Origin of the sequence: Enterococcus sp. E4-150 (genome assembly GCF_035726465.1) — a bacterium.
Lineage (GTDB): Bacteria > Bacillota > Bacilli > Lactobacillales > Enterococcaceae > Enterococcus_B > Enterococcus_B faecium.
Genome location: NZ_JAPRGK010000012.1, coordinates 65343 through 87956, shown reverse-complemented (window position 1 = coordinate 87956; position 22614 = coordinate 65343). Strand labels below are relative to the sequence as shown.

At 37.6% G+C, this 22614-nt stretch carries 17 protein-coding genes; 5 read left to right on the top strand and 12 right to left on the bottom strand.

The window, feature by feature from the left end:
* Window positions 1-500: 500 nt before the first annotated feature.
* From OZ002_RS10575 to OZ002_RS10525, 11 genes are all read right to left on the bottom strand, one after another.
* Window positions 501-1811, bottom strand: a complete 1311-nt coding sequence (locus OZ002_RS10575; protein WP_002297766.1) for a glycoside hydrolase family 28 protein — start codon at window positions 1809-1811, stop codon at window positions 501-503.
* 11 nt (window positions 1812-1822) lie between these two features.
* Window positions 1823-3241 carry an MFS transporter gene (locus tag OZ002_RS10570; protein WP_002297765.1) on the bottom strand — a complete coding sequence of 473 codons (1419 nt, stop codon included), beginning with the start codon at window positions 3239-3241 and terminating at the stop codon, window positions 1823-1825.
* 239 nt (window positions 3242-3480) lie between these two features.
* On the bottom strand, window positions 3481-5049 hold the full coding sequence (locus OZ002_RS10565; protein WP_156249348.1) for a glycoside hydrolase family 43 protein: 1569 nt from the start codon (window positions 5047-5049) through the stop codon (window positions 3481-3483).
* Window positions 5050-5052: 3 nt separating this feature from the next.
* The gene (locus OZ002_RS10560; protein ID WP_002286025.1) at window positions 5053-5463 is read right to left on the bottom strand and encodes a DUF4064 domain-containing protein; all 411 of its coding nucleotides are present in this window, start codon (window positions 5461-5463) and stop codon (window positions 5053-5055) included.
* The gene (locus tag OZ002_RS10555; RefSeq protein WP_002286024.1) at window positions 5460-6383 is read right to left on the bottom strand and encodes a pectinesterase family protein; all 924 of its coding nucleotides are present in this window, start codon (window positions 6381-6383) and stop codon (window positions 5460-5462) included. The genes OZ002_RS10560 and OZ002_RS10555 overlap by 4 nt, the downstream gene beginning before the upstream one ends.
* Window positions 6380-7258: a dienelactone hydrolase family protein gene (locus tag OZ002_RS10550; protein WP_002294494.1), complete on the bottom strand. Its 879-nt coding sequence runs from the start codon at window positions 7256-7258 to the stop codon at window positions 6380-6382. Before OZ002_RS10550 ends, OZ002_RS10555 begins: the two co-directional genes overlap by 4 nt.
* On the bottom strand, window positions 7245-8582 hold the full coding sequence (locus OZ002_RS10545; RefSeq protein ID WP_002286021.1) for a glycoside hydrolase family 28 protein: 1338 nt from the start codon (window positions 8580-8582) through the stop codon (window positions 7245-7247). The genes OZ002_RS10550 and OZ002_RS10545 overlap by 14 nt, the downstream gene beginning before the upstream one ends.
* A gap of 2 nt (window positions 8583-8584) precedes the next feature.
* Window positions 8585-9688, bottom strand: a complete 1104-nt coding sequence (locus OZ002_RS10540; RefSeq protein WP_002286016.1) for a glycoside hydrolase family 88/105 protein — start codon at window positions 9686-9688, stop codon at window positions 8585-8587.
* A gap of 73 nt (window positions 9689-9761) precedes the next feature.
* Window positions 9762-11270 (bottom strand): extracellular solute-binding protein, encoded by a 1509-nt coding sequence (locus tag OZ002_RS10535; protein ID WP_002286015.1) that lies wholly within the window; start codon window positions 11268-11270, stop codon window positions 9762-9764.
* Window positions 11236-11928, bottom strand: coding sequence for a YesL family protein (locus tag OZ002_RS10530; protein ID WP_002286012.1), 693 nt, complete (start codon window positions 11926-11928; stop codon window positions 11236-11238). Before OZ002_RS10530 ends, OZ002_RS10535 begins: the two co-directional genes overlap by 35 nt.
* A 21-nt stretch (window positions 11929-11949) precedes the next feature.
* Window positions 11950-12924, bottom strand: coding sequence for an ABC transporter permease (locus tag OZ002_RS10525; RefSeq protein WP_002286009.1), 975 nt, complete (start codon window positions 12922-12924; stop codon window positions 11950-11952).
* Window positions 12925-13223: 299 nt separating this feature from the next.
* Here OZ002_RS10525 and OZ002_RS10520 point away from each other — a divergent pair, with 299 nt between their 5' ends.
* Window positions 13224-14096, top strand: a complete 873-nt coding sequence (locus OZ002_RS10520; protein ID WP_002297754.1) for a carbohydrate ABC transporter permease — start codon at window positions 13224-13226, stop codon at window positions 14094-14096.
* A 581-nt stretch (window positions 14097-14677) separates the two neighbouring features.
* Here the strand turns inward: OZ002_RS10520 and OZ002_RS10515 are convergent.
* Complete coding sequence (locus OZ002_RS10515; RefSeq protein WP_002286007.1) at window positions 14678-16876, bottom strand: helix-turn-helix domain-containing protein; 2199 nt, start codon at window positions 16874-16876, stop codon at window positions 14678-14680.
* Window positions 16877-17107: 231 nt separating this feature from the next.
* On the opposite strand from OZ002_RS10515, the gene OZ002_RS10510 reads away from it, so the two are divergent.
* The 4 genes from OZ002_RS10510 to uxaC are packed head-to-tail and all read left to right on the top strand — an operon-like array spanning window position 17108 to window position 22506.
* Window positions 17108-18100: a LacI family DNA-binding transcriptional regulator gene (locus OZ002_RS10510; protein ID WP_002332384.1), complete on the top strand. Its 993-nt coding sequence runs from the start codon at window positions 17108-17110 to the stop codon at window positions 18098-18100.
* Window positions 18101-18159: 59 nt separating this feature from the next.
* Window positions 18160-19581 (top strand): tagaturonate reductase, encoded by a 1422-nt coding sequence (locus OZ002_RS10505; RefSeq protein WP_156249346.1) that lies wholly within the window; start codon window positions 18160-18162, stop codon window positions 19579-19581.
* Window positions 19574-21073, top strand: coding sequence for a UxaA family hydrolase (locus OZ002_RS10500; RefSeq protein ID WP_002332383.1), 1500 nt, complete (start codon window positions 19574-19576; stop codon window positions 21071-21073). The genes OZ002_RS10505 and OZ002_RS10500 overlap by 8 nt, the downstream gene beginning before the upstream one ends.
* Before the next feature lie 38 nt (window positions 21074-21111).
* A complete protein-coding gene (gene uxaC, locus OZ002_RS10495) occupies window positions 21112-22506 on the top strand; it encodes a glucuronate isomerase (protein ID WP_002286000.1) in 1395 nt (464 codons plus the stop codon).
* Window positions 22507-22614: the final 108 nt, after the last annotated feature.

The following is a 22614-nucleotide window of genomic DNA, read 5'->3' as shown; positions in this document are numbered from 1 at the left end:
TAAGCTCAATTTGTTTGCTAGCATATTGCTTGCTTGTTAAAAATGTTTGTTGTCTTGAATTGAATCAAGACGCCCTACACATTTGGTTTGTCTTACTTTGTTCAGTTTTCAAAGGTCTACTTCATCGAGAGTATTTCCCGATTCATTTTTGGCTGCCGTAGCAACTTTTATATCATATCAGAGAGACAAGCGATTGTCAACTCTTTTTTAAAAGTTTTTTTTGATTTCGTTTTTCGAAATCTTTCAGCAACTCATTTATCATAACTTATCATTTGTTATTTGTCAAGAACTTTTTTGAAGTTTTTTTCGATAGAATCAAGCTTCGCAAGTGGTTCTTTTTTAACGACTTAGTTATCTTATCACGTCTAAAAACATGTGTCAACTCTTTTTTGGAATTTACATAAAATGTTTCAATGAAGCGCGACAACGTTGTTTAATATATCATTAAAAAAAATAAAGGTCAAGCTAAAATATTATTTAAGCTTGACCTTATTATAATTTCAACGATTGTCAAAAGTATTGTTTGCAGCTGTATTGCCAGTTTCTATAGATAAATCACAGCTTTTGAAACATAAGTTTTGTACTGCTTCGATTCGCCCGAATTCTTTTGCAGTTATTTGGCAATGAGAAAAGCAGACATCTTCTATAGGCTTTTCAGGAAATGCTACTAAATCAAAAGCTCGGGAAGGAAGTGAGTAACCTGGAGAAAGGCATGCCTGTACGTTTTTGATGTGTATGTCTTTGACTTTCGTCATTTGCTTTGATTCAGGTATTTCTTCAGCCACTGCTTGCCAACTTTCTGGCATTTGAGCAAGGTCATTGCTATTTTTTCTATTGTATTCATTATGCCAGTCCATTATCCAAGAAAAAGGAAATTGTACATCAATCATATTCAGATTTTCTACCCTGATATTTTCGATCACTCCCCCTCTTTCTTTTGAAGATTTCATTCGAATACCACAGTCTGACTGAAAAAAATCGATATCGTGAATATATACGTCACTAACTCCAGCACTAACTTCGCTACCAATAGTTACACCGTATCCTGAACGGATTTTACATCTAGCAACCTCGATTCTTGATGATTTTCGATTGACTCTTGCACCATTGCCATCTCTGCCAGACTTAATAGCAATACAATCATCACCACAGGCCAAATCACATTCATAGATACGCACATTTGTTGAAGAATCAATATCAATCCCATCTGTACTTGGTCCATCATTGTTGCGGATGATTACTTTTTCTACTAATACATCGTTAGAATAAGTGATTTGCAAGTTCCAAAAACCTGATTTCTGAAAAATCAAATCACGAACAACAACATGTTCTGCATGATACAGTAAACAAGCGCGTGGACGTTTAATAGCATAATCCGCAATCCAACGAAGTCCCTTTTGATCGTATTCAGCTCTTGTCCCGCTTTTTTGATCTTTTCCCCAATACAGCTCCCACCAATGGTCTCCTTGACCGTCGATTATTCCTTTTCCTTCTATAAGAATATCTTTCGCCGAGAGAACATTCAAAATCGCTGCTGGCCATTTCATTTCTACGCCGGCTACTCGTGTATCGATTTCTGGAAATGCTTCGATATCTGTTCTCCCCTTGAGGACTGCACCTTCTTCAAAGATAAGATGACTCTTATCTTTTAAAAAAAGGGCTCCGACTAAATAAATGCCTTTTGGAATAAATACAGGTAAGTGTTCTTTCGCACCTTGATCGATTGCTTTTTGCAGTATTATTGTATCATCTTGTTGAGTGTCGTTTGTTTTAAAGTTCAAAGCATTGATAATCCCTTTTTTTGTCCGCAATACGTTTCTCCCTATCTTTCATTGATTTTTTTCAATTCTTCACCAATAAATACAGTTTTTGAACGATTCAGTGGGTAACCTACTAGCAAAATGATTGCGGATACAAATAAGCAGAATGCTGGTAACAAGTTTGCCATCGTATAAATCCTTTCTTGTACTAAAACTGATTGGATGGCTCCACCTGTTGTAGACGATTGGTAACCAATGAGTGCCAGCATAAATCCGCCTACCGCTCCTGCACATGCTTGTCCTACTTTTCTCGCAAAAGAATTTACTCCATATACTGTTCCATCTTCTCTTAAGCCTGTCTTATATTGATGATAATCAATCACGTCAGTAATGAATGCCCAGACCATCAAATTGAATAAACCAGATCCTAAAGTAGCGATAAATAAAAGAATCAGATATACCCATGCATTTGTTATATGAAGGAAATACATCAGCAAGTACATACATGAAGAAGCAAGTAACGCAAATACGCTTGCTTCCTTTTTACCAAATAATTTTGTCAGCTTTGTAGCAAATGGTGCTAAAACTACTACTGTTCCGTAAGTAAATAAAAGAGCAACAGACATTGCTTGTTTATTATGGAAGTAATCATTGAATAAATAAGTCATATTCGTCCCAGCTAAAATCTGATTGATCACAATGAAAATGTCAACAATGACTAAAATAATCAGTGCTCGATTAGCTAACAAACCTTTTACCAACTGAGAAGCAGATACTTTTTCGTTTTTGACAACTCTTACTCTTTCAGTAGTCAATTTACAAGTTAACATATATGCGACAAATGCTATTGCAGCACATCCGATTGAAATCCAAAAGAAATGATTCCCTGAAACGACTTGTTGTCCACTCTTGTTATGGGTATACATTAAAATCGGAATGAAGAATCCTGTAGTTGATCCGCCAATCGCAGAACCAATGCTTCGGAAAGTGGACAACGAGGTGCGGTCATTAGGATTTGAGCTAATTGCTGCTGCCATTGCTCCATACGGGATATTGATCGTTGAGAGAAAAATCCCATAAACAATGTATGAAACAAAAATATAAGCAATCTTCACCGTCATTGGAAGATGTTGGACGAATGGCAAAAACAAAATGACAGTTACTAAGCAAAATGGATACTTCATTTTTCTGATCCAAGGAATAAATCGGCCAGCTTCTGTTAACTCTGAGACATCACATAATCTTCCAACCATCACATCAGCAAACGCATCCAAAATTCTCGAAATCAAGAATAACGTACCTACGATTGCCCCTGAAACGCCAAGAACATTCGTATAATAAATCATCAAGAAACTATTGACTAAACCTAAAATAAAACAGTTACCTAGATCACCGAACATGTAGCCTATCTTATCGGAAATCCCAAATTCCTTTTTTTCTTTTTTTACTGTATTTGCTGTAACAGCATTTTGTGAAAGCATTTGAATTCCTCCTACCTCTTCTAGTAAACGTTTTCAAAATTATAACTCTTTTTTTCTTGTTTTTATATTCACAATGTTGGCTTTTTATTGCATTATCTTGACAGATAAAAAACAAAAAATAATCTAAAAACATTGATGCATAAGATTGATAACTTTTTTTACATAACAATATATACAAACAAAAAAATTCACTAACTAGTGAAAATAAGTTAGTGAACCTCATTTATTAAAGAATTAAATTACAGCTGATCTTTTCCATCATACTTGAAAAACTCAAAATCAGCATAACTTCCTCTTTTTTTATTTAGATCATGCACTGCTATCCCGATAAAATTTCCAGTAAACCCTCCTGAGAGTATACACATGTTTTTTTGCGGACCTACTTTCTTCCATTCTTCAGTTGATACGTCTTTCAAATGAAACTGTGCTGTCTCTTTCTTTACAGTGACTTTCAAAAAAGTCTTCTTTTCTGTGAGTGGAATCGTCCAATCTTCTATTTGTGCTACTCCGTTTTCTGATTCTATCATACGTAGGCATTTTCCCTTGTCCTCATTCCAAGTAACATAACAATAAATATAATTGGATTCATTTAAGTACAGTACCAGTCCAGCCATCTGATTAAAATTATTAGGCATGTATTCAAATGCTGTCTCCGCATCAAAAGTAAAATCCGTTTGCCGAATAGCTAACAAATGATGTTCGAAGGTAGATTGAAGAGATTCACCGGAAATCAGACGTAAAAAACCTGGTCTACATTTTGTATCACACCAATCAGCATTTGGCAAAATGCGTCTGGCATTCCAGTTCTTCTTTAGCTCTCCTTCAAATGTATCCATAAACTGATGATCTTTTTCTTGTTGTACCTCTTCATTTGTCTCAATCATTATTTCTTCCATCGGAGTTGTCTGGCTATCTTTAAGTCTTAACCAATCGTCGGACGTCCAATACACTTCTTGAATAGCGGTTTCTCTTCCCAAAATAGCCGCACCGTTTAATGGTCTGGTACAAAGATATGTCATGTACCATCTTCCTGACGGGGTTTGTACTAAGCTCCCATGTCCTGTACATTGCAATGTAGAAGCAGGTTTGTCACTAGCTGTCAGCATAGGAAAACCAGGATCAAGCTCGTAAGGACCAGTAATATTCTTTGCTCGGCAAACTGTAACTGAATGTCCTCTTCCTGTACCGCCTTCTGCCGTCATCAAATAATAATACCCGTTACGAAAATACAAATGTGGTGCCTCCGTTTTCGCTAATTCTGTACCTGCAAATATTTTATAGATGGGACCATCAAGCTTCTTCTTCTCTGCATCATATTCTTGTAATACGATACCGCTGGATTTATTCGGTGTGTCCAGACGATAATCCCATAGTTCATTGACAAGCCATTTTTTTCCCGTTTCAAGATCATGGAACAAAGAAGGATCAAAGCCGTTACTATTTAAATAAATTGGTTCGGACCAAGGACCTGTGATCTCAGATGCAGTGATCAAATAATTGTGGACATCTTTAAACGGACGGCCTGCACTTTTGACATCTGTGTAAACAAGATAAAACAATCCATCAGCATAACTGATCTGTGGTGCCCATATACTTCCATTTGTAGGATTTCCTTGCAAAGATACTTGAGTGGTCAAAATATCCGTTGTATGTGACCAGTTGACTAAATTTTTCGACTCATATACTCGGATTCCTGGAAGCCATTCAAAAGAGGAGACAATAATGTAATACCGCTCTTTCACTCTTAATATATTAGGATCTGGATTGAATCCTCTTAAAATAGGATTTTTCACTTTGATAGTCTGCATGATTCAGGCTCCTTTTCTCATTCTTACTCGATATAAACTGAATGCCCCAGCTGCGAAATAAAAAAATGCAAAAGGAAACGCAATAAACTGAGTGCCAATCAACAATATGAATCCTGTTATAAAATACAAACCAGTGGCAGTTGTTAAGTATTTTCCTTTAGCAGTCAAAAACAATGCTACTGCTAAAAAAGCAAGTGAAATAAACAACACAACGGCAAACAGACCAGTCATGTCCTGTAATAATCCAAATGTATTTTCTAAAGACAAAGTTGAATGATCTACAGCAAGCGACTGATAACTTTTTTTAAACTCTGACGCAGACATATTACTTAAAGTAACTGCTAACCCGCCAAAGAAAATCAAAGATAGACTGCCACCGACCATTCCTAGCAATAGTTCCCATTTTCTTTTCATTTCTGAACCCCCTGCTTTTCTAAATGTATCCATTCAGGTCTTTTGATCGATGTTTCATAATTGTTATTACGTTCAGAGAATTTGACAGTCTGTTCATTTTTCTTGTCATCCCAATTATCCCAACCAGTTGGGTGAACATGCCCACCTATCTTACACGCTTCAAATAAGACATTTGCATACGGACGCCACGGTCTTCCTAAATAGACGTTTCTAGTATCAGGTTCTGCAGTCAAGGTACAGCTTTCAAAACGATACCCTGTTTTTTGATTTTTCGGCGTAGATGCTGCTGTGATGTATCCAGGATTTTTACTGGCTAAGCTATGGATATGACACTGATGAAAAACGGCATCTGCCCCACCAAATATGAAATCCACCGTTCCTTCAATCCAGCAATATTCATAGGTCTGACGACAATACTCAGGATTGGCAGAAGCCGGTGTACAAAAAGGAGTACCATCTTTTTGCAAATCAGGCAACGGACCCGTGCATAAGGTATCCTGATAACCAGATAGTCGACAGTTTTTTAAAGATACGCGATCTCCTGAATTGAATAAAGCAACAGCCTGTCCTACCTTTTCTCCTGGACCTGCTGTATTTTCGATGTGAAGATTTTCTAATACGACATTCGATCCTTCTAAGAAAAAAGTAGCACTTCGGAAAGTCCCTAACTGGCTACCGTCAAGATACTCCTGTTTTGCAAAACGATTACCGGAGATAACTACTGTTCCTGCTCCCACAAGTTTAAAATTGGATAATCTGCTTTCTATATATTCATCATATCTTCCTTCTTTTACTATCAAGACCTTTGGATGGCTATCCGGCAGGCCTGCCAAATAATCGATTCCTTCTTGGATAGTTTCAAAATCCGTCGGGGTATCTATAGCATTCTTTCCAATTATCAGTTTGTCTTTCATCCTCATAAATGCTCCCTTATGAATTGTTTCCAAATATTTCTCATTTCTTGTGTTTCCATATGACCGCCTGTTAAAGAAAAAGAAGAAAAGTTTTCTGGACTACCCATTGATTGATACTTTTTGTCCAGCCCTTTTCTCAGCTTCAGTACGCCTTCGTCCAAGCACATCGTATCGTTTTTTCCAACTAAGCTAAGACGAGGGCGCGGAGCGATTTTTTCTTGGATTGCTAACGTTGTATAAGCTGTCAATAGATTTGGCACATAGTAATAAAACCCATGATGATCTAGGCGGCGATGTAGCAAAAGTGTTTCGATGTCCACCTGTGCCGCTAGATCAATACAAACTTTGACACGAGAATCCAATGCTGTCACCCACCAGCTTAATAAGCCTCCCATAGAAAGACCAATCGTTGCGAGCCGTTGAGTATCTGTGTCTTCCCTTGTCTCCAAATAATCGATCAAGCTGATCACATCATAAATACGCATTCCCCATAACGTTTTTCCTGTTAATAAAAATTGTTTGAACAACTCGCTTTCAGAAATACCTCCGCGTTCTTCAAATCCCCAAGCATCAATCGACCAAACAGCATATCCCATTCCTGTCAGTACTTCTGCAAAAGATGGAGAAGCTAAGTAAGGAGCACCATGGATCAATTCACTTTTCCCGACTGAAAAATCTCCGCCGTGAGAATGCAGGTAAAGGACCGTCGGAAACGGTCCTTCTTTTTCTGGATAAGCATAGAGGGCTGGTACTGTTTCCAATTCATTTAAGTACAATTGATAGTATTCAAGCATAAAACCGTTTTGTTTTTCTCGGTATAATCGTTTTCCACTAGGGGTATGTCTGCTAGATGGAGCACCTAAAAAATCATTCAACTGCATAAGCAAAGTTTTTACGAACAACCAGTTCATCCATATTTTCTGATTGATTTGATTGGAATTTCTCAATACTGATTTCTTTAGTATTTTCTAATAGAAATGCTGGTCCCTCGTGATTTTCAATCGACATCTGGTTAAAGGAAACCTTACCCGCAAAGCCAATATAAAATCCTTGTCTGCTCATTTCCTCTATTCCTGTCATCATAGCAGGAACACCGGGAACTGCATCTTGGGCCATCGAGACATCGATATTGTCAAATGTGATTTCTTGTATGAATTGTTCCGCTAATCCATAAATAAAACCTGCAGAAGCATGGACATTCCTTGCCGTGATATTCGAAAAATGGATCCTTCTGAATGCTGGTGTCCGTTCATCTATCGGATAAGCCTTTTTTTCCCATACATACGGTTCTTTCCCTCGCGGACCACAGAAATAATAAAGATTCAGTATAAATGGACACATCACATTATCCATGACTATATTGGATACTCGAATATCTTCAACGATCCCGCCTCGACCTCGTCTAGATTTCAATCGTATTCCTCGATCAGTTTCTTGGAAGATACAATTTGAAATGGTAATATTACGAATACTACCACTCATTTCACTTCCTAATACGACACCGCCATGTCCATGGACCATCGTGCAATTTGTGATCGTGATATTTTCGCAAGCGATCCTTTCGTACGTATCTTCAGTCCCTGCCTTGATTGCAATACAGTCATCTCCCACGTCAATATGGCAATTACTAATACGCACATTTTTGCATGATTCTGGATCAATTCCGTCTGTATTTGGTGAATCCGCTGGGTTCAAGATCGTCAAGTTATCAAACGTTGCATTACTGCAAAGAATCGGGTTGATCGTCCAACTTGGTGACTGGATCAATTTAATATCTTTCACAGTAATTCGATGACAGTTATGGAAACTCATCAATTTAGGACGAGGATAAGCGAGATTATCTGGTTCATTTCTAAAAGTATGCCACCATTTTTTTCCATTTCCATCTAATGTACCGAAACCAGTGACAGAGATGTTCTCTACATTTTGAGCATAGATACAGGAAGCATAAACTTTTCGATGGACTCCTTCCCAACGTGAATGAACAACAGGATAATCTTTTGGATCGTCAGAGAATTTCAGAACCGCTCCTGCGCTTAAATGAAGTTCGACATTGCTTTTTAAAAATAAAGCTCCTGTTAGAAATTCACCTGCTGGAACAACTACGGTCCCGCCTCCGTCACTTGCTGCAGCATCAATGGCTTGTTGTATTGCTTCAGTATTCAATTCATCAATTGATGCGCCAAATGTCAAAATATCATACATATTTATAATGCCTCCACTTCAATCAATGCTTGCAAGAATGCACCAACGCCTTTTTGATCATTACAAATAATTGGTTCACTGATGTAGTAAGCATATGAACCATCTCGCTGATCTGCTCCGCCTAACCCTGCTACTTGACAGTTTTTATTCAAGTTCAGCCAGCCTTCTTTTGTTTCCAGAACAAATTCATCAAGTAATCCTTGATGTGATTTCTTCACTTGTGGAAGCCATTCTTCTTTGTTCAGCAGTCCCAAACGTATTCCTTTAGCCATTGCGTAAACAAACATACTACTGCCGGAAGCTTCCAGATAATTTCCTTTCCGTTTTGTTTCTGTTGTTACTTGATACCATGTCCCGCTGTTTTCTTCTTGATATGGAAGTAATGCAGCCAGTGTCTTTTCTAGAATTTCTTTCAGCAAAGAACAATCTGTTTCTTCATGAAGTAATTCATAGGTATCTGCTGCAGCCATCAAATACCAGCCAATCGATCGGCTCCAAAAATGATGGGATAGACCTGTTTTTGGATCAGCCCATGGTTGGACCTTCTTTTCATCCCATGCATGAATCAGCAAATTTGTTTTTGGATCGAATAGATGTTTATAACTGATTTCAAACTGTCTCAAAACATCTTGGTAATCTTTTTCTTCACTAAAATTCTGGATAAATTCAGCATAAAAAGGAGAACCCATATATAAGCCATCCAACCAAATTTGATAAGGATAAATTTCTTTATGCCAAAAAGCTCCTTCGGATGTGCGTGGATGGTTTGCCAACTGCTGGGAAAGGAGTTCTGCTGCTTTTTTATATTTTTCTTCGCCTGTTTCTTTGTACAATAAAAAGAAAAGCTTTCCTGTATTTACATGGTCGATATTGTATTCTTCAACGCTGTAGCCACGGATCGTTCCATCTTCTTGCACGAAATAGTCGATATTGTCTTTTATGAAATCAAAATAAATTTTTTCTTGGGTTCGTTCCCAAAGTAATTGGAACCCTTTAAGTACGACGCCATAGTCATAAGACCATTTTCCTTTATACCACTTTTCTTCATATAAGCGAGGTGTTCTTTCCATGATACTTTTTGCTAATTTCTTTGACCAGTTTTCCATTATTTGCTCTCCTTTAAAAATTAAAATAGGATTTGGGACAAATACCAAGAAGTATTTGTCCCAATCGTCTATATTACTGTGCCGCTGCTTTGTATGCTTCCTCGTACTCTTGTGTGATTCGATCGCCTCCTTGTGCTTTCCAGTCTTCTACAGCTTTTTTGAATCCATCTTCGTCAAGCTGTCCCATGATGTATTGCACCGTAGCATCAATGACGATTTTTTCAATTTCTGATCCTACTTCATTGTTCGTCGGTGAATCCAATGGCACAGAAGGATCCATTACAGCAAATTCTTCATTTTCTTTGATCAATTGATTAGAGAATTCTTTTTCAGGGTCTGTATCTTTGAAAGAGAACGTCACTTCACTAGGACGAGAGCTTGATAACGGTTGCACCTCTTGTTGCCAAAGATCCATATCGATAAATTCGATAGAACCATCATCATTCAATTCATAATGCGTTCCTTCGATACCGCCAGTCATCAATTTATACACATCTTCTTCTAAAAGATCATCAACAAATTGAAGTAATTTCTTCAATTGTGCTTCGTCTTTTACTTGAGATTTGGGAAATGCTAGCAAGCCGCCAATACCATTTCCTTCTGACCAAACATGATAACCGCCGCCTTCACCATCTGAGATCTTGTTTACAGGCACTAATTCCATATCATCTTGAATACCTTGACCCATCGTCTTCAGATTCTTGATATCCACCATTCCAGTGTAGATTCCAGTTCTTCCTTGTGCAAATTGTTCTTGCTGATCAGTCTTTTGGGTAACTGCAAAGTCTTGTGCCAAATAGCCATTCTCAAATAGATCTCTTGAAAAATTCAAAGCTTTCATATACTCTTCTGTATCAAATTCTGGAGTGAATTTGCCATTATCGTCTACAGCCCAGCCATTTGGTGCTCCAAAATAAGAAGTGAAAAGTTTAAAGCTGGTATAACGAATATCACTAGGCGCACGATCGCCAAAACCAACTGTGTCGTCCACACCATTTCCATCAGGATCGTTTTCTGTAAATTGTTTAGCTACTTCATAAAGCTCATCCATGGTAGTTGGAACATCTAGTCCTAGATTATCCAACCAGTCTTTTCGAATGACTAAGCCAGCACGAGCGTAGTCTTTTTGTATCGGTACGCCGTACAAGGCACCGTCGATACTCGCAGCTTCGATTCTATCTTCAGAAATTTGACTTAAATTTTTATAGTCTTTTAAATATTCTGATACATCCCAGAATACGCCTGATTTTAACGCATTGCGGACAGAAGAGTTTTTCAACATCGCAATTTGAAGTGTAACGATATCTCCTAGTTCATCAGAAGCCAATGCAGTTGTTAATCTTTCTTCTTTTGAAGCATCAGGAATCCAGTTGAATGTCAGTTCCGTATCGGTTTTTTCTTCGATCAAGTTCACAATCGTGTCTGTAGGCGGTGAAGCATGATGCAAAATATTTAACCAAGTGATTTTAGCTTTTCCATCTTCTGTCTCTGAAGAACTGTTACTTGAACTGCTGCCGCATGCGGCAAGTGCTAGAATTCCTGCAAAACTAAGACCTAATTTTACGAGCGTTGCTTTTTTCATAAATTTTCTCCTTCACTGTTTTAATAATATTTTTGTTTTCTTCTGTTTTTTCTGTATATGAGTTCTTCCATTCCAAATGGCAAAATATAGAATTTGCTGTCCACGTGACTGCGGAAAAGAAGAGACTGCCACCGATAAAGGTTAAAACACCTGGCATTGTTTGGATGATCATCAGATAAATCCCTACCATACTTAATATCAACACTAATGAGTAATGAAGATGTGAGAATCCGAATAAAAATGCCATTTTCATTTTGAAAAAATATCCTTTCCAATCATAATGAGCCATGATTGGGAAAATATAGAGTGCTGAGAGCACATATATGAACGCAGCAATATACAAAGCGATCCTAAGATACCAATTGTGTATGAAAGAAAGATCCACAAGTAAAACAATCCCGATGGCGCCATATATCCAGCTCATCAGCAAGGTTTCACGATAGTTTTCTTTAAAATATGTGAAGTACGTTTTCGTCAAAGGAAACGTTTCTTTTGAGCGCAGCCATTTTCTAATCACTGCAACCATCGCATACGATGCAGGACCGAAAGTAAAAACTCCCAAACCTGCGATGACTAAACCGCCCCACAGAAAATTCAAATAAACCAACTGTAAAATACGATTTAGCCTTCCGTTTATTTTATCTAATGACTGCAGCATATCTTTCCCTCTCTTTCTATCTTAGTAAACGCCGTCTTCTCCTAGCTTTTTGGCAATCTTATTAGCTAAAATTACCATAAACAATCCTACGACCCCTTTAAACAATCCCATTGCTGTACTGAAACTTAACTGTCCATTCTTCAATCCAGCTGTATAAATATAGGTGTCGAAAATTTCTGCAACGCTTCGATTCAATGAATTCAATAACAAGTACATATGCTCGAACCCTAAGTCTAATGTCTGACCGATTTTTAGAATCAGCAAGGTAATGATTACTGGACGAATTGCCGGCAATGTAACATGCCATGTTTTGCGTAAGCGTCCTGCTCCATCCATTTCTGCAGCTTCATACAACTGTGTATCGACTGCAGTTATCGCTGAAAGGTAGATGATCGTAGACCAGCCCAACTCTTTCCAGATCACTTGTCCGATATATACTGTGCGTGTCCATTCAGGGGATGTTAGAAAACTGATTTTTTCAAATCCCATTGTTGCAAGGAATTCATTCAATACCCCTCCGTCAACATTCAAAAATACATAAGTAATCGAAACAATGATTACCCAAGACATGAAGTGAGGGATGTAAATGATCGTTTGAATCCCGTTTTTCAATCGTTTGTTCGTTACTTCATTTAATAGTAAAGACAAAATGATTGGCATCGGAAAAAACACGAAGATATTTAATCCGAACAAGATCAACGTATTTCTTAATAATGTAAAGAATGTCGGTTCTGTAAACAAACGAATGAAATGTTTGAAACCGACCCAAGGACTTCCCATTATTCCTAAAAATGGTTGATAATCTTGAAAAGCAATAACGAGTCCCCCCATAGGAAGATACCTAAAAATCAAGAAATAAAGGACTCCCGGCAGAATCATCACATATAAAAATTTATTCGTTTTGATTCCTGCAATTATTTTTTTTCGTCTTCTGAGCTTTTCTTCTTTTTTCGATAGCGTCAGTTGAAATGGTTCTTGTTTCTTTACACTTTCCATAAGCCCCTCCTTAGTTTTGTGAATGTTTGCTGCTTATGACTTCATGATAGATAACTATCTGAATTACGTATATAATCATTTTTATCGTATGTAAAAACGCTTACATATCAATGATCTTTGTGCTATGCAAAACGATAAAGTGTATTTTTTCACAAATAAACTACGCATAGCAAACCTTCTATTTTTTTCTATCTGACACTTAGCATAGGAAATGATTATATACGTAATCTTTCACCGATGATAAATTGAACATATAGAAACAGAAACATTTAATTTATTTTGAGGAGGAGCCTATCTATATGAAAAAGAAAGTCTCTATAGGAGAAAGAAGTTTTACACTTTTCAACAATACGTTTCTAATTTTGCTAGCTTTGATCTGTATCGTTCCTTTTTTAAATATCATCGCTACATCTTTTGCTTCTACACAAGAAGTCGTCGCGAAAAAGTTTATCCTTTTTCCTACTACCTTTTCTTTAGACGCGTATCGCTACATTCTTTCTACGCCGACCATTTTTAGAGCACTTGCTGTTTCGATTGGTGTTACAGGTGTCGGAACGATCGTCAGTATGTGTGCAACTTCACTGATGGCCTACGGTCTTTCCAGAAAGTATTTGTTTGGTCGAGGTTTCGTCAACTTTCTTGTTGTATTTTCTATGTTGTTCAGCGGGGGGATGATTCCAACGTTCTTAGTTGTTCGTTCTCTAGGGCTGGTCAATTCTTACTGGGCCATGATCCTGCCTGTGGCTGTTAATGCAATGAATATGATCATTATGAGAAACTTTTTCCAAGCCTTGCCGGATAGTTTGGAAGAATCAGCAAAAATGGATGGTTGCACAGATTTTGGTGTATTTTTCAAAATTATGCTGCCATTAGCGTTACCGTCTATTGCTACTATCTCGCTTTTTTATGCTGTTACTTACTGGAACACTTATATGACTGCTATTTTGTATATCAACGACTCATCTAAATGGCCGATACAGATTCTTTTACGCCAAATCGTCATTGTATCAAGTGGGATGCAAGCAGAAAGTAGTGCCGTTGATGTGATTCCACCAGCACAAACAGTTAAAATGGCTGTTATCGTTATTGCAACAGTGCCTATGCTGATTGCTTATCCTTTTGTTCAGAAATATTTTGTCAAAGGAGCACTCGTAGGTTCTGTCAAAGGGTGATTATGTACTGAACGCAAAATGGTAGTTGTGTCAGAAGTGGTCAGCTTCAAGAAATAAGAAGGCATTTACGAAAATTGCTTCTTAAATTTTTGTGAAATTTCGGCTTATTTTTCGAAGAATCTACTCCTGGAACACCGTGTATCAGAGGTTGTGAAAGAGACGTTCAGCCTTGAGCGATGATAAAAACTCTCACAAACATTGCGACGAGTAACCCACAGGAGCAATAAGAAGCGATTTTGAAAAATAGCTTCCCATATTTCACAAAATTATGCCTTATTGTCGATAGGCTGTCTCTTGAACGCCATTTATTCGTAAAAAAGAACTGTGACAAGACTTTTGTCACAGTTCTTTTTGCGTGCTTAGCCTTGAAATTTAACTATCCATAAATACAAATACTAGGGTTATTCTAACTTCTTTTATTGCTTGAATCAGTCCACAAGAAAAACAGCCTCTTGATTAAACGGCGTTTATCTTGTTGATTCTGCGGCAATAAAATCAGCCAGCAGCAAAACATGAAGTGCTGTTTTTTGCTGTCCTCTTTTATTGCTTGAATCAGATCACAAGAAAAACAGCCTCTTGATTCACAAATATTTTTTTCGATATTCTCCCGGCGTAATCGACTCCTTCTTTTTAAAGAAACGAATAAAATTTTGCGGATTTCGATATTGCAATCTTTCTGCAATCTCTTTTACGGAGAGGTTAGTCTCTTTCAACCATTTTTTCGCTACCTCTAAACGATGATTTTGAACAAAATCACCAAATTTTTCTCCTGTTTCCTTTTTAAATACATTACTTAAATAGTTAGGGTTATAATGCAACCTATCAGCGATCACATCTAAAGACAGATCACGATCATATTCTGTGTAGACGATATGCATAATATTCTCCGACAAATTTTTAAATTCATGATCAGTGATTGCTTGAGAGCATTCTGTGATTGGCAGAACTAATTGTTCTAAAACAAGTTTTTCTAGTTCTTTGGGATGATAATTGTTCAGTGCTTTTACATAAATTTGTTTCATGTTATCAAAGTTTTTTGAATCTACTCCCAATAACTGTCCTAATTGAACGAGTTCATTGATCAAGCGGACCGAAACTACTTCCCGACTCAAAGGATTTTTATTTTGTGCAAACAATGCATCAATCAATTCATGTACTAAATTCTTCACTTCCTGATTTCCAGAACGAATGGCTTCAAACAATCGATTTTGTTCTTCTATCGGATATCTAATAAGTGTTTTTTCATGAGCAGCAGGAACGATTTCCTGATAAAAAATAATTGAACTTGGACCAGTATTTACACGATAATACAGGGCTTCTTTTGCCCGATCAACCGATTGCTTGCTTTCATTCAGCGTTTCGAACCGGTTACTGATGCCTATACTGATAGTTAAATTCAAGTATTCTTTTACACGTTTTTGAATGAGTCGGCAATACTCCATGACTTTTTTGCTTGCTTCTGCATCATCTTTATCCATTCGATAAATAGTGGCTTGCATTTCTTCATTCAAAACGATCGGCAGCATTCGATTTTCCTTTGGCACAATTTCCGTGATCATGTTGTTGATCGCTAAAAGTAGCAAATCACGCTCCCCACCGTGACTATCTTCTAACAGATCGATTTGAACCAAAGCTGTATAATAGCAGTCATTTTGAGAACTATAACCAAATTGCTGCAACCGCTGATCTAGTTCTCGCCTTTCTACTCGATTTCTAAATAAACTAAGTACAAATAGCGTTTCCAGCTGTGGCTTTTGGGTAACTAAGTGTGCACTTAACGCTTCTTTTTCTCCTATGATCCGACTGACTGATTGAGCGACCAAATCTAGTTCTTTCCCACTGAATCCTTTTGATTTAAGATTCAGACGTTCCTGTATTTGAGAAATCGGACGGGCAAATCTGTCCGAAAATAAGTAGGAAAGAAGACCAATGAGTCCTACCAGTGTTAAAGACACTGCAACTAGCCCGATTCTCAGATTGCGGATCATTGCGCCAATTGCACTAGAGTCAACTTCTAATCTGTAAATCCAATTATTATAATCTGATTTCAGTACTATATACGTTTTATCTTTTTCTCTTATCACTTTCAGCTGATTGTAATCTAGATCCACGTCCGTTAATACAGTTGGTTGCTCTTTATTTTTTACTGTCTGAGTAGTAAAAAGGTTGCCAACTTCGTTTTCAATAGAAAGTATGTCTTCTCCACTTTCACCAACAACTTGTTCTATTGTATGTTTCTCTATCGTAGCAATTCCCAATGCATATTTTTCTTTTTCAAACATTGGCAAAGAAATCACCATTTCGATTCCTTTGTTTTTCTTTTGCCAAAATAAATTATTTTTGTTATTTATGTACTTCTGTTGATACTTTTCAACTTCCTCTTCGGTCAGTTGACTCAACGATCCATTGATTACTCCCCATTTACCAGCCAAACTGACTAAATCATAATTATTATCATCCATAACAATCGTTTCTATAAAATTTAGTTCTTTCCTGATTTCAGAATAAGTGGAGTAATCTGTATATGTCAGCGGATGCTTGAATATGTCCGAGAAATTTTTGGTCGAACCATACGTAGAAAACGAATATTCAATCGTTCTAATTTTCCATTCAACGTTAGTTTTAACTTGCCTGAGCAAATTCTTTTTGTCTGTTAAATAACTCGATTCGATCGATTCATAGGTATTCTGGTAAATGAATAAACTAAATCCTATGACAAGTACGGCTCCTAATAAAAACATCGGTAAAAATATTTTATAAAATACTGTACTTTTCTTCATTTTCTTCCTCTCCTCCTTTTAAAATAAAAGGCTTTCATTTTTCTGTAAAATTGATACTCATCTAATTAAATGAGCATTCCCCGCTTTCAAGAATAGCATAATTAAAAATAAAAATCCAAGTAATTTTTAACGTGTGCAATCTTTTCATATCAAAGATCTATTGACTTATCGTAGTTATCGTAATATGATGAATGCGTTAACAAAAAGTGAAAAAGTAAGGAAAATGATGTAATGGTAACGATCAAAGATATCGCTAAAGCAGCTGGCGTTTCTCATACGACAGTTTCTCGTGCTTTGAATAACAGCAGTTTAATAAAAAATGAAACAAAACAAAAAATACGACAACTAGCTAAGGAAATGAATTATTCGCCAAACTATAGTGCAAAAGGTTTAGTGAATCAAAAAAAATATCTAATCGGACTATTTTTCTCAAGTTTGCATAAAGGAACTTCATCAAATTTCCTAGCAGATTCCATTGCAGGCATCCATTCAGTATTAGACACAAATTACAGTTTATCTGTTGAAAGTATCGATGTTGTTGATTTAACAGAAATCAACCTGCAACGCTACGATGGACTGATCGTTATGAGTCAAAGTGATGATGATCAGCCTTTCATCGACTATCTCAAAGAAAAAAAATTTCCTTTCGTTGTTGTCAATCGTCACATCAATGATCCAGCGGTTATCAACGTCACTGCCGATGATGCGGCCGGTGTTATGCAGGCAGTAGATTACGGTATTGGATGCGGACATACGAAGATCGCTTATATTGGCGGAAAGAAAAATTTTCGTTCGACAAAAGAACGGGAAAAAGGGGTATTGAAAAGTCTAAAAAAAGCGAGCATCCCTGTCAATCCAGCCTATTTTTTAACAGGAGATTACAGCTTAGAAAGCGGCCTCCAAAACATGGAATACCTATTATCACTTTCTGACCTGCCTACTCTGGTTTTTTGCGGCAACGACGACATAGCGATTGGTGCATTGAGAGCTGTACATTTAGCTGGCCTCCGTGTTCCCCAGAACATTTCTCTGATCGGGTTCGATGATTCTCCAGTCGTCTCCTATCTCAATCCGCCGCTTACCACCGTACGTAAGCCTTTGAAAGAAATGTGTCAAGAAGGAACAAAGCTTTTACTAGATTTGATTGAAGGCAGGACGATCGAACAATCTAAAATTGAGCTCTCCACCTTGTTGATGCTTCGTGAGTCGATCAATTACTTGTAAACTACAAGTAATTTTATATAAAAATGTTAACGTGTGCATAACACAGAAAGGAAGTTTATATGAAAAAACTGACAAAAGAATTAGTGAAAAAAAACGAAGCACCCGTAAAAGTTCTTCAGTTTGGCGAAGGCAATTTTATGCGTGGATTTATTGATTGGCAGATTCAGCAGCTGAATAACCAACAATTGTTTAAAGGTAATGTTGCAATCATTCAACCTTTAGAACAAGGTCTTGGGAATATGATGAACCAGCAAGACAATTTATATACGGTCATTTTACAAGGACTCAGCAATGGCGAAATCGTTGATACTTCCGAGATTATCACCGTAGTAGAACAAATGATCAATCCTTATGATGAATGGGATGCTTATCTATCTCTAGCAGAAAATGACGACTTGGCCTATATCGTCTCCAATACAACAGAGGCAGGAATCCAATTCGTGGAGACTGATAATTTAACAGATACTCCCCCACAGAGCTTCCCGGGCAAACTGACAGCCTTTTTATACCGACGTTTCAAATTAAACAAAGTTGGCTTTACCATCATTCCTTGCGAACTGATTGACAGAAACGGCGAACGTCTAAAAGAAATCATTTTACGCTACGCAGAAAAATGGGATTTAGAACCTGCTTTTGTTGAGTGGTTAGAAAAAGAAAATGTTTTCTGTTGTAGTTTAGTTGATCGCATCGTCCCAGGTTATCCTCGCGAAGATGCAGGTGTTTTCAATCAACGGCATAACTATGAAGATCAATTGATGGTCAAAGCAGAACCATTCATGCTTTGGGTGATCGAAGGGCCTAAAGAATTGGAGAATCAACTACCATTCAAACAGGCTGGCTTGAATGTCATCATCACAGATGATATGACTCCTTATCGTGAACGTAAGGTGCATTTGCTTAATGGACCGCATACAGCGATGGTCCCTCTTGCTTTGTTGGCGGAATTGGAAACTGTAGAAGAAGTAATGAAAGATCCTTTATTCTCCGCATATGTTGATCAGTTATTCAATCTAGAATTGATTCCTATGCTTTCTTTACCTAAAGATGAATTAGCCATTTATGCTGACCAAATCAAAGAACGTTTCTTGAATCCTTTTGCCCATCACAAATTAGAAGCGATTTCATTAAATAGTGTTTCAAAGTTCAGCACCCGTCTGCTTCCAGTGTTCAAGAAGTATATCGAAGAACAAAATCAGGTACCACCGTTAATCACTGTTTCACTAGCTGCGCTACTTCTTATGTATCGAGGCGATCAAGTAAAGCCACATGATGATGAAAAGACGATAAGCGAATTTACTGATGCTTGGTCTGATAATGGAACAGCTATTCCTCGATTATTGCAAAACGCTGCGCTTTGGGGAGAAGATTTGTCTCAAATACCGAATGTGACAGATACAGTTCAAGAAATAGCTGCAAAGATCGATCAAAAAGGTGTCCGGTCAGTATTACAAGAAATGAAAGGAACGATGGTCCATGCTTGAAACCCTTCAACCAACAATGAAATTAAATCGACGAGACAGTGTGGTCGTCGCATTAACACCTATTCCAAAACAAACACAACTGACGATTGATCAGCAAACGATCACCACTCTTGAAGATATCCCGCAAGGACATAAGATTGCATTGGGTGATTTGAAAGCTGGAGACAACGTGATCAAATATGGCTATCCAATCGGTCATGTGACGACAGACGTAACTGCCGGTCAATGGCTGCACACTCATAATGTAAAAACCAATCTTTCTGGTGAATTGGATTATCGATATGAAAAAGATGTCCATCCAAGTCATTACCCTTTTGAGAACCGAACATTTCAAGGTTACTTGCGAAAAAATGGAAAAGTAGGGATTCGTAATGATTTGTTTTTAGTACCTACCGTTGGGTGTGTGAATGGCATTGCTGAACTGATCGTCAAACAGTTCAAGGAAAAACATCCAGATCTGGGACAGTTTGACCATATTACGATTTTAAAGCATCCTTATGGCTGTTCGCAGCTTGGAAAAGATCATCAAAATACTCGAGAAATTTTAGCGGACGCAGTAAATCATCCCAATGCCGGAGGAGTTTTAGTATTTGGATTAGGTTGTGAGAACAATACAGTTCCTGAATTCAAAAAAATTTTAGGTGAATATGATGAAGAACGAGTGAAATTTCTAGTGGCTCAAGATGTTTACGATGAGATCGAACAAGGTGTGGCTCTATTAGAAGAGCTTTTAACAGCGGCGGAAAATGACCAGCGCATACCAGTCCCACTCTCTAAGTTGAATGTCGGTTTGAAATGCGGCGGTTCTGATGGTCTATCGGGAATAACTGCTAATCCTTTACTTGGTGCATTTTCTGACTACTTGATTGCTCAAGGAGGCAGCACGATCTTAACAGAAGTGCCAGAAATGTTTGGTGCAGAACAAGTATTGATGGCACGAGCGGAAAATGAAGAAGTTTTTGACTCAATCGTTGACTTGATCAATGACTTCAAACAGTATTTCTTGTCTTACGGGGAACCAGTTTACGAAAACCCATCTCCTGGCAATAAAACAGGTGGAATCACTACATTAGAAGACAAATCATTAGGCTGCACACAAAAATCAGGAAACTCTCCTGTCGTTGATGTGCTGCAATATGGCGAGAAAATCAGAAAACCAGGGCTTAGCTTGTTGCAAGCTCCCGGAAATGATCTTGTAGCTGCTTCTGCTCTTGCTTCATCCGATTGCCAGTTGGTCTTGTTTACCACAGGAAGAGGAACTCCGTTTGGCTCATATGTCCCAACGGTCAAGGTATCTACAAATACGACTCTTTTTGAACGTAAAGGTCATTGGATGGATTTTAATGCAGGCGTCTTATTAGAACAACCAATGGAAGTAATCTTAGAATCGTTTGTTCAAAAAATCATCGCTGTAGCTAGTGGAGAAGAAACGAAAAATGAACAAAATGACGTTCGAGAAATTGCCATTTTTAAAAACGGAGTAACACTTTGATTTTCATAAAACAGTATAAAAAGAAAGAAGGAAGATTTATGTTTTTATCTGATGATTTTTTATTAAAAGACGATTGGGCGAAAAAGCTTTACCATTCCTACGCAAAAAACATGCCCATTATTGATTATCACTGTCACTTAGATCCAAAAGAAATTTACGAAAACAACAATTTCAGCAATCTGACAGAAGCTTGGCTGGGAGGCGATCATTACAAATGGCGCTTGATGCGAGCTTGTGGCGTGCCTGAAGAAAAAATCACAGGAAATGCTTCTGATTTTGAAAAATTTTTAGCTTGGTGTCAAACCGTACCAAAAATTATCGGAAATCCGCTTTACAGTTGGTCACATCTTGAATTGAAGCGTTTCTTCGGTATTGACTTGTTGATAAATGAAGAAAATGCAGAGAAAATTTGGACACAAGCAAATGAAATTTTAGCAGCTCCTGATTTTCGCCGTCGGGAAATCGCAAAAAAATCGAATGTAGAAGTGATTTGTACAACAGATGATCCCGCAGACGACTTGCACTATCATCAGTTGCTTGCTCATGAAGAACCAGATTTGAAGGTTCTCCCTTCATTCCGTCCAGATAAAGCACTCAATATTGAAAAAGAAGGATTTAATGCATGGGTCACACTACTGGAAGAAGCAGCTGACCAAACGATCACCACCTATCAAGAACTGATAGAAGTCTTAGGGCAGCGGATAGAATACTTCCATCAACATGGATGTCGTGTTTCCGACCACGCTTTAGACATCTTACGCTATAAAGAAGCGGATGAAACAGTATTAGAAGAGATTTTTCAAAAAGCACGAGCTAACAAACTATTATCTTCAGATGAAATCGATGCTTATCGTACAGAAACACTGATACATTTGACCCACTTCTATCATTCTCATAATTGGACGATGCAGCTGCACATCCATGCTTATCGTAACTGTAATACACAAATGTTGGAAAAATTAGGGCCCGATACCGGCTATGATGGAATGAATGATCTTTCTTTGACTATTCCTCTGCAAAAATTATTGAATCGTGCAGAAGAAACGGATCAGTTGCCAAAGACGATCCTTTATTCATTGAATCCGAATGACTATCCTGCGATTTTAGCTTTGATGGGCTGTTTCCAAAAAGAACAGAATGGAAAACTGCAGTTAGGTTCTGGATGGTGGTACAACGATACTCGAGCTGGTATGCGCGATCAATTGACACAATTTGCTGATGGTAGTGCTTTGGGGAATTTTGTCGGCATGCTGACAGATTCAAGAAGTTTCCTGTCCTACACTAGACATGAATATTTCCGTCGTGTTCTTTGTGAATTTTTAGGCGAAATGGTCATGCGAGGAGAAGCACCTGAAGATGAACAACTTTTAGGAAGTCTAGTTCAAGCGATTAGTTATACAAATGCTAAAAATTACTTTGGCTTTTTTGCCTAATTGATTAATAGTAACAGTAACGAATCAAAAACAGGATAGCGAAATAACGGAATCCGTTTATCCACGTTTTAGAGAAGAAGACGGACCAAATTTGCTCCGTCTTCTTCT